The sequence below is a fragment of the Bradyrhizobium sp. UFLA05-89 genome (genome assembly GCF_059803475.1).
On sequence record NZ_JBANBA010000180.1, the window covers coordinates 1 to 11,523 of the forward strand.

Sequence of the window (11,523 nt, forward strand, 5' to 3'; positions counted from 1 at the left end):
CGCGGGCCGGGCATGTTCGTGGTGCTGTCGGGCCGTGTCGCCATCACCCAGCGCGACGGGCTTGGTCACGTCACGCCGGTGATCGACCAAGGGCCCGGCCAGTTTCTGGCTGAGCTCGGCCAGCTTTCGGGGCGGCCCGCGCTGGTCGACGGCCGTGCCGACGGTGATGTCGCGACGCTTCTGATCCCACCGGAGCGGCTGCGCGCTCTGCTGGTCGCGGAAGCCAATCTTGGTGAGCGCATCATGCGCGCGCTGATCTTGCGTCGGGTCAGTTTGATCCAGGGCGGCGTCGGCGGCCCCGTGCTGATCGGCCCCTCGCATTCGGCCGGTGTGGTGCGCTTGCAGGGTTTTCTCACTCGCAACGGCCAGCCGCATCACCTGCTCGACCCTGACAGCGAGCACGATGCGGCCGAGTTGATCGCGCGCTATTCGCCAAAACCCGAGGACTGGCCGCTCGTCGTCACCGCCGACGGCACCGTGCTGCGCAATCCGACTGAGATCGAGCTTGGACGCGCGATCGGCATGATCGGTGGTCCCCGCGGCGAAAAGATCTATGACGTCGCGATCGTCGGCTGCGGACCGGCCGGACTTGCGACCGCTGTTTATGCGGCCTCCGAAGGCCTCTCGGTCGCCGTACTCGATACCCGCGCTTTCGGCGGCCAAGCCGGCGCCAGCGCGCGCATCGAGAATTATCTCGGCTTTCCGACCGGCATTTCCGGCCAGGCGCTCGCGGGCCGCGCATTTACACAGGCGCAGAAGTTCGGCGCCGACATCATGATCCCGATGTCGGCGCAGTCGCTGGATTGCTCGCGCGCTGGCGGCACCTTCGCACTGATGCTCGACTGCGGCGACACCTTGCGCTCGCGCGCGGTCGTGGTCGCGAGCGGCGCGCGCTATCGCCGGCCGGGAATCGAGAATTTGGAGAAATTCGAGGGCCGCGGCGTCTGGTATTGGGCCTCGCCGGTCGAAGCGAGGCTCTGTTCCGGCGAGGAGGTGGCCCTCGTCGGCGCCGGCAACTCGGCGGGGCAGGCCGCGGTGTTCCTGTCGGGCCACGCGAAGAAAGTGCTGATGATCATTCGCGGCGGTGGTTTGGGCGCCAGCATGTCGCGCTATCTCATCGAGCGCATCGAGGCGACACCGAACATCGAGCTGTTGTTCAACACCGAGATCGTCGCGCTCGAGGGCGACGAGGCTTCGCTGCTCCGACGGATCCGCTGGAGGAGCCGGCTGTCGACCGACGAGGACGCCGCCGATATCCGCAACCTTTTCCTGTTCGTCGGCGCCGATCCCGCGACCACCTGGCTCGACGGCTGCGGCGTCACGCTCGATCGTGGCGGCTTCGTCGTCACCGGCGCGCAGTCCGAGCAGAACCAGGGCCGGCTCGTCGCGCCGCTCGAAACCTCCGTGCCCGGCGTCTACGCCGTCGGCGACGTGCGCTCCGGCTCGGTCAAGCGGGTCGGCGGCGCCATCGGCGAGGGCGCGCAGGTCGTGGCCGCCCTGCACGGTTTCCTCGGCGATGCCGCGAAACCGGCGCTTTGATCTGTCCTATGGTGCGCACTCCATCTCCTCATCTTGAGGAGCGCGCCCTTGCGCGCCTCCTCGCCATGAGGGTTTAATGGTGAGACAACAAAATCGGGAGGACTAAATGGCTGAACTCGTCGTGCTCTACAAGACGCCCAAGGATGCCGCGGCCTTCGACAAGCACTATGCCGAAATCCATATTCCGCTGGCAAAGAAGCTTCCTGGCCTGAAGAAGTATGCGGTGAGCAAGGGGCCGGTCGGGACACCCGCCGGTCCGTCGCAATTCCACCTGGTCGCGATCCTGACCTTTGACAGCGTCGGCGATATCCAGAAGGCGTTTGGTACGCCGGAAGGCAAGGCGGCGGCAGCCGACGTTGGGGTATTCGCAACCGGCGGCGTCGAGATGCAGATCTTCGAAACGCGCGAGGTGTAGGCGCGACCTCTGCCGGCGGCGGCAACCGATCCTTCTCGTTCGACGCAAGACTGAGCGCCTGACATTGCCGATATGACACTTGTGCAAACACATGCATGCATTTGCCGCGTCGAACGGCGAATGCATGGCTTGGCGCATGCGCGTAGCAACATCGTGTGTGGCAATCCGATGAGGGCCGTAATACCATTCTCCCGATCTCAATGGGGAGAGTAGCCATGGTCCTTGGGTTGAGCCTGCCTGCCTTCACGATGCTCCATGTCATCATCAGCCTGATCGCAATCGTCGCCGGTCTTGCCGTGATGTTCGGACTGCTCGGCTCGAAGCCGATGCCGGTTCTCACCGCGATCTTCCTGCTGTTCACGATTCTGACCAGCGTCACCGGCTTCCTGTTTCCATTCAAGGAGCTGTTGCCGTCGCATATGGTCGGCATCCTCTCGCTGGTGCTGCTCGCGATCGCCTGCATCGCGCTCTATGGCATGAAGCTCTCCGGCGCCTGGCGACCAATCTATGTCGTGACGGCGATGACGTCGCTCTATCTCAACGTCTTCGTGCTGATTATCCAGTCGTTCCTCAAGGTGCCCGCACTGGCGGCGCTGGCGCCGGCCGTGCCGCCGGCTCCGCCGTCGGGCCCTGTGTTCGCGGTCGTGCAGGGCATCGTGCTGGTGTTCTTCGTGCTCGTGATCATCGGCGCCTGGCGCCGCTTCAGGCCGATGGCGTTTGCCTGAGCTCGCACTCGTCATTCCGGGGCATCGCGCAGCGATGAACCCGGAATCTGCGCGACGATCTCCAGATTCCGGGTTCACGCTACGCGTGCCCCGGAATGACTCCAAGAGCGATAAGGAGCAGATCATGCCCACCATCACCACCAAAGACGGCGTCGAGATCTTCTACAAGGACTGGGGCAAGGGGCAGCCGATCGTGTTCAGCCATGGCTGGCCGCTGTCGTCGGATGACTGGGACGCCCAGATGCTGTTCTTCCTCAACCACGGCTACCGCGTCATCGCCCATGACCGCCGCGGCCACGGCCGCTCCAGCCAGGTCGCTGACGGCCACGACATGGATCACTATGCCGATGATCTCGCTGCACTCACCGCCCATCTCGATCTGAAGAACGCCATTCACGTCGGCCATTCCACCGGTGGCGGTGAGGTCGTGCACTACATTGCCCGCCATGGCGAGAGCCGGGTGGCGAAGGCCGCGATCATCGCGGCGGTGCCGCCCTTGATGGTGCAGACGCCGGCCAATCCCGGTGGCCTGCCCAAGGAGGTGTTTGACGGACTGCAGGCGCAGCTCGCAGCCAACCGTTCGCAATTCTATCGTGATCTGCCGGCCGGCCCGTTCTATGGCTACAATCGTCCCGGCGCAAAGCCGTCGGAACCGGTGATCCAGAACTGGTGGCGTCAGGGCATGATGGGCGGCGCGAAAGCGCATTATGATGGTGTCGTCGCGTTCTCGCAGACAGACTTCACCGAGGATCTGAAGAAGATCAACGTGCCCGTCCTCGTCATGCACGGCGACGACGACCAGATCGTCCCCTACGCCGACTCCGGACCGCTCTCGGCCAAGCTCCTGAAGAACGGCACACTGAAGACCTACAAGGGCTTCCCGCACGGCATGCCGACCACGGAAGCGGAGACAATCAACGCGGACCTGCTGGCTTTTTTTAAGGGGTAGAGCACCTCACTTCAAAATCCCTCTGATCGCGTCGAACATGCGCTTGACGAAGGCTTCCGGCTTTTCGCGCGCGTCTTCGGTGGCCCAGACTTCGCCGCCGACGCGCATCGCGCCGGTTGCGATCATCGCGACAAGGCGCGCGCGGAGCTTTTCGGACTTCTTGTTCGTGCGCCGGGCGAGCCCTTGCGCAAGCGCGCGTTCGAGCTGCTCATATTTGAGCTGGTCGCGCGCTTGCAGGGTGGGATTGTCGCGTTTGAGCCGCGCCATGGCGAGCGCCTCGCCCGGATCCAGCCGTTTCGTCGCTGCCGCGATGGCATTTTCTGCGGCCGTCAGCATGGATTCGCTCGCAGGGCGCGCCGCGACCTCCTCGGTGAGCGAGGCGGCGATATCCTCCTGCCAGGCGAAGACCACGTCCTCCTTGCTCGCGAAATAGTGAAAGAAGCTGCGGCGTGACACCTCGGCGGCCGCGGCGATATCGTCGATCGTCGTCGCCTCGAAGCCGCGCTGAAGGAACAGCGCCATCGCCGCCCGGGTCAGCCGCTCCCGTGTTGCTTCGCGCTTGCGTTGCCGAAGGCCGATCGCGGGGGCGGATTTCTCCCTCGGCGACAAGGGCCTGGCCCGGCTTCTGGCCGTCTTCGCGGCGGTCAATTTTTCACCTCTTGCAAATTTGCACTAAGTGCACATTTGGAGCGGTCGCGGGGCGCTTCAATGAGAACCAACGTGCTGGAGACTGGCATGCCCGACTGGACCACGGCCGATATTCCTTCGCTCGACGGCAAGACCGCAATCGTCACCGGCGCAAGCGGCGGGCTCGGCTATGAGACCGCGCTGGCGCTCGCGGGTGCCGGCGCTATCGTCATACTCGCCGGCCGCAGCGAGGCAAAGGGCCAGCGCGCCCTTGAGCTGATCTGCAATCGCTTCCCAAACGCGCTGGTCGCCTATGAGGAGCTCGATCTCGCAAGGCTCGGTTCGGTCGCCGAGTTTGCCAGGCGGTTTTCGGGTAGCCATGACCGGCTGGACATCTTGGTCAACAATGCCGGCGTGATGGCCTTGCCGAAACGCTGCGAGACGGTCGACGGGTTCGAGATGCAGCTCGGCACCAACTATCTCGGCCACTACGCATTGACGGCGCATCTGTCACCGCAGCTCCGCCGTGCACAGGGCGCGCGCGTGGTCCAGCTCGCAAGCCTTGCGCATCGCTCCGGTCGAATCGATTTCGACGATCTCCAGAGTAAGCGCTCCTATCGGCCCTGGCGCGCCTACTGCCAGTCCAAGCTTGCGATGCTGATGTTTGCGTTGGAGTTGCAGCGCCGCAGCGATGCTGCCGGCTGGGGGTTCGAAAGCGTGGCCGCGCATCCCGGCTATGCGCGCACCGAGCTGATCGCCAATGGTCCGGGCACCGGTACCCTGTCGTGGCGTATCGGCCGGCTGATCCAGCCCTATATCAGCCAGTCCGCGGCCGAGGGCGCGCTGCCGACGCTGTTCGCCGCGACCTCGCCCGCGGCGCAAGGGGGCGGCTATTATGGTCCGAACGGGTTCTATGAATTGAAGGGCGCGCCGGCGCCGGCGAGAATCATGCCGCAGGCGATGGATCTCGCGTCAGCGGCGATGTTGTGGGATGCCTCGGCGACGCTGACCGGCATATCCTTCGAGGAGTTCGCAGCCGCCGCCTGACCGGGGGAGGCGATCGCGATAGCGATGGCCTCCGGACCACCGGGCGGATAGCTTCTACAGCAACCGCCGCGGTCCGGCCGCGTTAAGGCGCAGCCCCGCGAGGTCCATGTGAGGTGCAGGCCAATGCCGCCCCAACTCAAGCTGATTGCGCTCGATGCCGACGACCTCGCCGTCATCTCGACCCATGTGCAGGACGCGCGGGTGCAGACCTCCGACATCATCTGGCGGCAGGGCGAGAAGCGGCTGGTGATCGGCATGAACCGGCTGGACTGGGAGCAGACGCTGGACGGCGAGGCCGAGCCGCGCCGGCTGGTCTCCGCGCTCCGCTTCGACCGCGTCCTCGCCTGCAAGTCGCGCAATATCGACCTCGCCGCGCTCGAGCGGGTCTTGGACCTCGTCGGCATCGAGTTTCACGGTCAAAACGCCCCTGGCGGCAGCGCACTGCTCCTGTTCGCCCATGGCGGCGCGATCCGGCTGGACGTCGAATGTCTGGAATGCGAGCTGACCGATCTGGGCACGGACGAACTGGGGACGGGTGAAAGCGGGGAGGCGGACCAGGGGGCAGGACGGCGTCAAGCCGGGACGACGTCTCCCAAGGGTTGACGGCGGTGGCCCGCCGCGCCATTGAGCAGGGGACCTGGTGAGCCCGATCCACCCCCAGAGACCAGCCAAAAGACCATCGCCACATGCCCATTCGCCTCGACCGCAGCAGTGCCGATTTCGACCAGCGATTTGTGGCCTTCCTAGCCGCCAAGCGCGAGGTCTCGGCCGACGTCGAGGCCGCCGCGCGCTCAATTGTCGATGATGTGGCGAGGCGCGGCGATACCGCGCTGATCGAGGCGACGCGCAAGTTCGACCGGCTCGAGCTCGATGCGGCCTCCTTGCGCGTCTCGGCCGCCGAGATCGAGGCCGCGACGAAAGCCTGCGATGCCGCAACGCTGGATGCGCTCAAGCTCGCCCGCGACCGCATCGAGACCTATCACGCGCGCCAACTGCCGAAGGACGAGCGCTTCACCGATCCGCTCGGCGTCGAGCTCGGCTGGCGCTACACCGCGATCGAATCGGCCGGCCTCTACGTGCCCGGCGGGACCGCGGCCTATCCGTCCTCGGTGCTGATGAATGCGGTGCCGGCCAAGGTCGCCGGCGTTGCGCGCCTCGTGATGGTGGTGCCGGCGCCCGACGGCAAGCTCAATCCGCTGGTGCTGGCGGCCGCCCGCCTCGGCGGTGTCAGCGAGATCTATCGCGTCGGCGGCGCGCAGGCGGTGGCCGCGCTCGCCCATGGCACCGCAACGATCGCGCCGGTCGCAAAGATCGTCGGCCCCGGCAACGCCTATGTCGCCGCGGCAAAACGGCTGGTGTTCGGCAAGGTCGGCATCGACATGATTGCCGGCCCCTCCGAGGTGCTGGTCATTGCCGACGACAGCGGCAATGCCGACTGGATTGCCGCCGACCTGCTGGCTCAGGCTGAGCATGATGCGAGCGCGCAGTCGATCCTGATCACCGACTCTGCGCGGCTCGCCGCCGATGTCGAAGCGGCCGTCGAAGCGCAGTTGAAGACGCTGCCGCGCGCTGCCATCGCCGGCGCTTCGTGGGCCGATTTCGGCGCGATCATCATGGTGAAGAACCTTAGTGAGGCGATCCCGCTCGCCGACGCCATCGCCGCCGAGCATCTCGAGATCATGACGACGGACGCCGATGCGCTCGCGGCAAGGATTCGCAATGCCGGCGCGGTGTTCCTCGGCGCGCATACGCCCGAAGCGATCGGCGACTATGTCGGCGGGTCCAACCACGTGCTGCCGACCGCGCGCTCGGCGCGCTTCTCCTCGGGGCTTTCGGTGCACGACTTCATGAAGCGCACCTCGATCCTGAAATGCGGCCCCGACCAGCTCCGTGCGCTAGGACCTGCCGCGATGGCGCTCGGCAAAGCGGAAGGGTTGGACGCCCATGCGCGCTCGGTGGGATTGCGCCTCAATCTGTCATGAACAAGCCCGCACAGGACGACACGCAGAATCGCATCGTCGGCGTCACGCTCGACGAGGAATCGATTGGCCGCTCCGGGCCGGACATCGAGCATGAGCGCGCGATCGCGATCTACGATCTGATCGAGCAGAACCTGTTCGCGCCGGAAGGCGCCGACGGCCAGGGCCCGTTCACGCTGCATATCGGCATCACCGGCAACCGGTTGATGTTCGACATTCGCAAGGAGGACGGCTCGCCCGTGGTCGCGCATCTGTTGTCGCTGACGCCGTTTCGGCGGATCGTGAAGGACTATTTCATGATCTGCGACAGCTACTACCAGGCGATCCGGACAGCTACGCCGGACAAGATCGAGGCGATCGACATGGGCCGCCGCGGCATCCATGACGAGGGATCGCGCACGCTCCAGGAGCGGCTGAAGGGCAAGGTGCGGGTGGATTTCGAGACCTCGCGCCGGCTGTTCACGCTCATTACTGTCCTGCACTGGAAAGGCTGATCGCGGTGGCGGCGCCCCCACGCGCACGCGATCCGCAATCGGTGTTGTTCGCCTGCGCGCTCAACAGCGTGCGCTCGCCGATGGCCGAGAGCCTGTTGCACCACATGTTTCCGCACGGGCTCTATGTGAAGTCCGCCGGCGCCAGGAAGGGCGAACTGGATCCCTTCGCGGTCGCCGTGATGGCCGAGCTCGGGCAGGACATCTCCACCCACAAGCCGCAGACCTTTGAGGAGCTGGAGGACTGGGAGGGGTTGAACTTCGACCTCATCATCACGCTGTCGCCCGAGGCCCATCATAAGGCACTGGAGCTGACGCGCACGCTCGCCGCCGATGTCGAGTACTGGCCGACGCATGATCCGACGGGCACCGAAGGCAGCCGCGACCAGAAGCTCGCCGCCTATCGCGAGGTCTGCGACCAGCTCCTGCTGCGCATCCGCAAGCGCTTTGCGAAGGCCGGGGCTGCGAGCGGGTGACTCTCGTGCCCCGGCTCAGCATCTTTCAGGCCGCGCCGCGTCCGGGACACGAAACCTGCCCGTAACACCCGCGTCACAGACAGCAGGCACACGCATCTCTGGGCGCCCGAATCGCTTAAGTCTGGGTTCCCGGGTTGTGAAAACGGCCCCCTTCCGATAGGTTCCGCGCGCAATTCACCCCTGCTTCGTTCCCCAAATCACCTGATGCTCGGCCGCCCCAAATTCGTTCTTGCCTCCGGTTCGCCACGGCGCCTGTCACTGCTCAATCAGGCGGGCATCGAGCCCGATGCCTTGCGCCCGGCCGATGTCGACGAGACGCCGAAGCGGGGCGAGCTGCCGCGCGCCTGCGCCAACCGCCTCGCCCGGGCAAAAGCTGATGCGGCGCTCAAATCCGTGCAGCTCGACGACGAGCTGCGCGGCGCCTTCGTCCTCTCGGCCGACACCGTTGTTGCGGTCGGCCGCCGCATTCTGCCCAAGGCCAACCTGGTGGACGAGGCGGCGCAGTGCCTGCGGCTGCTGTCAGGGCGCAACCACCGCGTCTACACCGCGATCTGCCTCGTCACCCCGCGCGAGGCGTTCCGCCAGCGCCTGGTCGAGACCCGGGTCCGCTTCAAGCGCCTCTCCGAGGATGACATCCAGGCCTATATCGGCTCCGGCGAATGGCGCGGCAAGGCCGGCGGCTACGCCGTGCAGGGCATCGCTGGCTCCTTCGTGGTCAAGATGGTCGGTTCCTACAGCAACGTCGTCGGCCTGCCGCTCTACGAGACCACCACGCTGCTTGGCGGCGAAGGTTTTCCGATCCGCTTCGGCTGGCTCAACGCCATCGGCGTGTGAGCCTTGGGTTGGCTTAAACAAAAATCTCGAAAACAACCCCATGCAAAGTAGAAGGCCCTGGCCGGAGGGCCCTCTTGCCCATGGAATTCAAGTGCCGCCGCACCGGTGGTGAGCACCCTCCTCCTTGTGGGGGAGGGCCGAGGAGGAGCGTGGCCACGAGTCCCGCCGCCTCAAGGAACCCAGCCCCCCGCCGCCCCTTATCCCCGACTTCGTGTAGGCTCACCTCATGGACGACCAAGTCAAAAAGCCGCTTCCCCCGCTCAAGACCTGTCCGATTTGCGGCAAGCCGCAGTCCCAGGCCACCCGCCCGTTCTGCTCCTCGCGCTGCCGAGACGTCGATCTCAACCGCTGGCTCAAGGGCTCCTACGTCATCCCCGGCCGCGACGACGAAACCGACGACGTCGAATAACCAAGTATTATCATATTGTTATATGGTGCGAGGGAGGCGCCCGCCGGCTCCATCCCGGTGCCGCCCCACCTTGTACACAGCCGGGCCGCGCCCGGCGAAACCTTCAGGCGAAGCCGGGTGGACAGGGCGCCTCCAGCCCACTATAAACCGCCCGCTCGATGGGCCTTGGCCCCTCTCTTGGAGCACGCCCAGGTAGCTCAGTTGGTAGAGCATGCGACTGAAAATCGCAGTGTCGGTGGTTCGATTCCGCCCCTGGGCACCACGGCCCTACTAAGGGCCTGATATCCAAGGCCAATCAGCAATATCAACGGCTTATCCGCTCCTCAGTGGTACAGAAGAGTGGTACAAATGCCGTTGGCCATGTCACGTCCGTGGGCATCCAAAAACGGGAATTTATCAGCTCCGGAGAGCAGTCCCGGAGGATCTGCGTGCGCTCGTCGGCAAGCGGGAAGAGAAAGTAAGCCTTCAAACCCGCGATCCCGGTGAGGCTAAGCAGCGGTTTGCGAAGGCGCTTGCTGAGCTAGAGGTTCGCTGGGCCAATTTGCGTGCTGGACCCAAGCCTCTGACCGAGCGTGAGGCGCACCAGTTGGCGGTCACCGAGCATGATCGATGGATCAACGACTTTGGCGATAATCCGAGCCAACAGACGCAATGGGACCTGCGACTTGGCGATTGGCTTTTTGGAGCTCCGCCGAGCGGTCCTCAATCGGTTCTCGCATTATCGTTCGTTCGTTCTGTCGCAGCGTAAAGAGCTACTTGGAAGGCGGTGGAACTTTGGCCGGCTTATCTCGCGAAGTTGCGAGTGATTGGCTCGACGACATGCGCGGGCGGATTGAAATCACCTCAAGGTCCGCCGAGCTCACTCCGCGCGACTTCGCTGCGACGCTAGTCGGATGCATTGTCGGGAACGGCACAGCCAAGGTACTCCATGTCGGTGACGGAGCAGCTGTCTATCGTACGTCTAACTCTGACGAGTGGAGTATCGGCAGCTGGCCGTCTCATGGCGAGTATGCATCCACGACCTATTTTGTAACCGACGATCCCGAGCCGTCGTTTCAGCTGAATGAGATTGATGGCTCTGTGTCTGAGCTCGCTGTCTTCACGGACGGCATTGAGCATCTCGTCCTAAATTTCTCGACGCACAGCGCGTTTCCTCCCTTCTTCAATCAGATGTTCTCCGGCTTCAAACCCGGCCGGAGTGGGAAGAACCGTAACTTGTCACGACATCTCGGCAATTATCTGAATAGTCCGTCGGTGTGCGACAGGACTGATGACGACAAAACACTGTTACTTGCTCGCCGAACCCCAAATGTCGCGTCTCAAGAGCATATTTGATCAGCAGAGGAAGCCGGTCCCGCTTGGTAAGCTGCTGGGACGCGGCGGTGAAGGTGCTGTTTTCGAGATTGTCGGCGAACCGCATCTTGTAGCCAAGATATATCATCCTGATAAGGCGCGGGAGCGGCAGCAAAAGATTGCGGCCATGGTCGCGAGTGGAATTCAGACCAAAGTATCCAATGCGGCGTTTCCGTTATCTCCGCTATACGAGGGCGCCGGTACGTTTGCCGGCTTCACGATGCATCGCATCGGCAAACAAAAGCCCGTTCACCAGCTGTATTCGCCTGCTAGTAGGCGAAATGAATTCCCAAACGCGGACTATAGACTGCTCCTTCGAACCGCACAAAATATCGCGCGTGCGGTTGCCGCTGTGCATTCGACAGGCTGCGTTATCGGCGATCTAAATCACTCGGGTATCTTGGTCGGCGCTGACGCCACCGCGACCCTCATTGACTGCGATTCATTTCAGTTCTCGGCTAACGGGAAGGCGTTCTACTGCGCGGTTGGCGTGCCCGACTACACACCTCCCGAGCTACAGGGGAGATCGCTCGAGAATATAAATCGAACGCCCAACCATGACGCCTTTGGATTGGGCGTAGCTATCTTTAGCTTGCTGTTTCTAGTCTTACTGAGTCAGAAATCCACGGACCAAGCTGGGTGAGAATCGCATATTGAAGGAGATTCAACGCGAGATCGA

The 11,523-nt window shown here is 64.1% G+C and carries 15 protein-coding genes and 1 tRNA gene; 15 read left to right on the forward strand and 1 reads right to left on the reverse strand.

Going from position 1 to position 11,523, the window contains the following annotated elements; genetic code table 11:
- The 4 genes from SO139_RS43870 to SO139_RS43885 form a co-directional block, all read left to right on the forward strand.
- Positions 1 to 1,539, forward strand: a 1,539-nt coding sequence (locus SO139_RS43870) for an FAD-dependent oxidoreductase (protein WP_498541988.1), incomplete at its 5' end; no start/stop codon positions are given.
- Positions 1,540 to 1,645: 106 nt separating this feature from the next.
- Positions 1,646 to 1,954 (forward strand): EthD family reductase, encoded by a 309-nt coding sequence (locus SO139_RS43875; RefSeq protein ID WP_449378146.1) that lies wholly within the window; start codon positions 1,646 to 1,648, stop codon positions 1,952 to 1,954.
- 215 nt (positions 1,955 to 2,169) lie between these two features.
- Positions 2,170 to 2,679 carry a hypothetical protein gene (locus SO139_RS43880; RefSeq protein ID WP_449378145.1) on the forward strand — a complete coding sequence of 170 codons (510 nt, stop codon included), beginning with the start codon at positions 2,170 to 2,172 and terminating at the stop codon, positions 2,677 to 2,679.
- Positions 2,680 to 2,803: 124 nt separating this feature from the next.
- The gene (locus SO139_RS43885; RefSeq protein ID WP_449378144.1) at positions 2,804 to 3,628 is read left to right on the forward strand and encodes an alpha/beta fold hydrolase; all 825 of its coding nucleotides are present in this window, start codon (positions 2,804 to 2,806) and stop codon (positions 3,626 to 3,628) included.
- 6 nt (positions 3,629 to 3,634) lie between these two features.
- On the opposite strand, the gene SO139_RS43890 is transcribed toward SO139_RS43885, so the two are convergent.
- Entirely contained in the window at positions 3,635 to 4,276 is a 642-nt protein-coding gene (locus tag SO139_RS43890; protein ID WP_449378143.1) for a TetR/AcrR family transcriptional regulator, read from the reverse strand.
- Between the two features lie 87 nt (positions 4,277 to 4,363).
- Here SO139_RS43890 and SO139_RS43895 point away from each other — a divergent pair, with 87 nt between their 5' ends.
- The 11 genes from SO139_RS43895 to SO139_RS43945 all read left to right on the forward strand — a co-directional run bounded on the left by SO139_RS43895 (position 4,364) and on the right by SO139_RS43945 (position 11,487).
- A complete protein-coding gene (locus tag SO139_RS43895) occupies positions 4,364 to 5,302 on the forward strand; it encodes an oxidoreductase (RefSeq protein WP_449378142.1) in 939 nt (312 codons plus the stop codon).
- A 123-nt stretch (positions 5,303 to 5,425) separates the two neighbouring features.
- Positions 5,426 to 5,905 (forward strand): DUF2948 family protein, encoded by a 480-nt coding sequence (locus SO139_RS43900; protein ID WP_449378141.1) that lies wholly within the window; start codon positions 5,426 to 5,428, stop codon positions 5,903 to 5,905.
- Positions 5,906 to 5,988: 83 nt separating this feature from the next.
- Positions 5,989 to 7,284: a histidinol dehydrogenase gene (hisD, locus tag SO139_RS43905; protein WP_449378140.1), complete on the forward strand. Its 1,296-nt coding sequence runs from the start codon at positions 5,989 to 5,991 to the stop codon at positions 7,282 to 7,284.
- Entirely contained in the window at positions 7,281 to 7,775 is a 495-nt protein-coding gene (locus SO139_RS43910) for a UPF0262 family protein (RefSeq protein ID WP_449378139.1), read from the forward strand. The genes hisD and SO139_RS43910 overlap by 4 nt, the downstream gene beginning before the upstream one ends.
- Before the next feature lie 5 nt (positions 7,776 to 7,780).
- Complete coding sequence (locus SO139_RS43915) at positions 7,781 to 8,248, forward strand: arsenate-mycothiol transferase ArsC (RefSeq protein ID WP_027520710.1); 468 nt, start codon at positions 7,781 to 7,783, stop codon at positions 8,246 to 8,248.
- Positions 8,249 to 8,452: 204 nt separating this feature from the next.
- Positions 8,453 to 9,082 (forward strand): Maf-like protein, encoded by a 630-nt coding sequence (locus tag SO139_RS43920; RefSeq protein ID WP_449378138.1) that lies wholly within the window; start codon positions 8,453 to 8,455, stop codon positions 9,080 to 9,082.
- Between the two features lie 226 nt (positions 9,083 to 9,308).
- A complete protein-coding gene (gene yacG / locus SO139_RS43925) occupies positions 9,309 to 9,491 on the forward strand; it encodes a DNA gyrase inhibitor YacG (protein ID WP_449378137.1) in 183 nt (60 codons plus the stop codon).
- A 186-nt stretch (positions 9,492 to 9,677) separates the two neighbouring features.
- A tRNA-Phe gene (locus SO139_RS43930) sits at positions 9,678 to 9,753 on the forward strand.
- 129 nt (positions 9,754 to 9,882) lie between these two features.
- A complete protein-coding gene (locus tag SO139_RS43935; RefSeq protein WP_498541989.1) occupies positions 9,883 to 10,239 on the forward strand; it encodes a DUF6538 domain-containing protein in 357 nt (118 codons plus the stop codon).
- Entirely contained in the window at positions 10,143 to 10,826 is a 684-nt protein-coding gene (locus SO139_RS43940) for a PP2C family serine/threonine-protein phosphatase (protein ID WP_449378136.1), read from the forward strand. Before SO139_RS43935 ends, SO139_RS43940 begins: the two co-directional genes overlap by 97 nt.
- Positions 10,801 to 11,487, forward strand: a complete 687-nt coding sequence (locus SO139_RS43945) for a protein kinase domain-containing protein (protein ID WP_449378135.1) — start codon at positions 10,801 to 10,803, stop codon at positions 11,485 to 11,487. Before SO139_RS43940 ends, SO139_RS43945 begins: the two co-directional genes overlap by 26 nt.
- Positions 11,488 to 11,523 lie beyond the last annotated feature (36 nt).

Bases quoted from the DNA above. Each gene is read 5' to 3' on its own strand.
- SO139_RS43875 (WP_449378146.1), top strand. From the start codon at position 1,646: ATGGCTGAACTCGTCGTGCTCTACAAGACGCCCAAGGATGCCGCGGCC.
- SO139_RS43880 (WP_449378145.1), top strand. From the start codon at position 2,170: ATGGTCCTTGGGTTGAGCCTGCCTGCCTTCACGATGCTCCATGTCATC.
- SO139_RS43885 (WP_449378144.1), top strand. From the start codon at position 2,804: ATGCCCACCATCACCACCAAAGACGGCGTCGAGATCTTCTACAAGGAC.
- SO139_RS43895 (WP_449378142.1), top strand. From the start codon at position 4,364: ATGCCCGACTGGACCACGGCCGATATTCCTTCGCTCGACGGCAAGACC.
- SO139_RS43900 (WP_449378141.1), top strand. From the start codon at position 5,426: ATGCCGCCCCAACTCAAGCTGATTGCGCTCGATGCCGACGACCTCGCC.
- hisD (WP_449378140.1), top strand. From the start codon at position 5,989: ATGCCCATTCGCCTCGACCGCAGCAGTGCCGATTTCGACCAGCGATTT.
- SO139_RS43910 (WP_449378139.1), top strand. From the start codon at position 7,281: ATGAACAAGCCCGCACAGGACGACACGCAGAATCGCATCGTCGGCGTC.
- SO139_RS43920 (WP_449378138.1), top strand. From the start codon at position 8,453: ATGCTCGGCCGCCCCAAATTCGTTCTTGCCTCCGGTTCGCCACGGCGC.
- yacG (WP_449378137.1), top strand. From the start codon at position 9,309: ATGGACGACCAAGTCAAAAAGCCGCTTCCCCCGCTCAAGACCTGTCCG.
- SO139_RS43940 (WP_449378136.1), top strand. From the start codon at position 10,143: ATGGGACCTGCGACTTGGCGATTGGCTTTTTGGAGCTCCGCCGAGCGG.
- SO139_RS43945 (WP_449378135.1), top strand. From the start codon at position 10,801: ATGTCGCGTCTCAAGAGCATATTTGATCAGCAGAGGAAGCCGGTCCCG.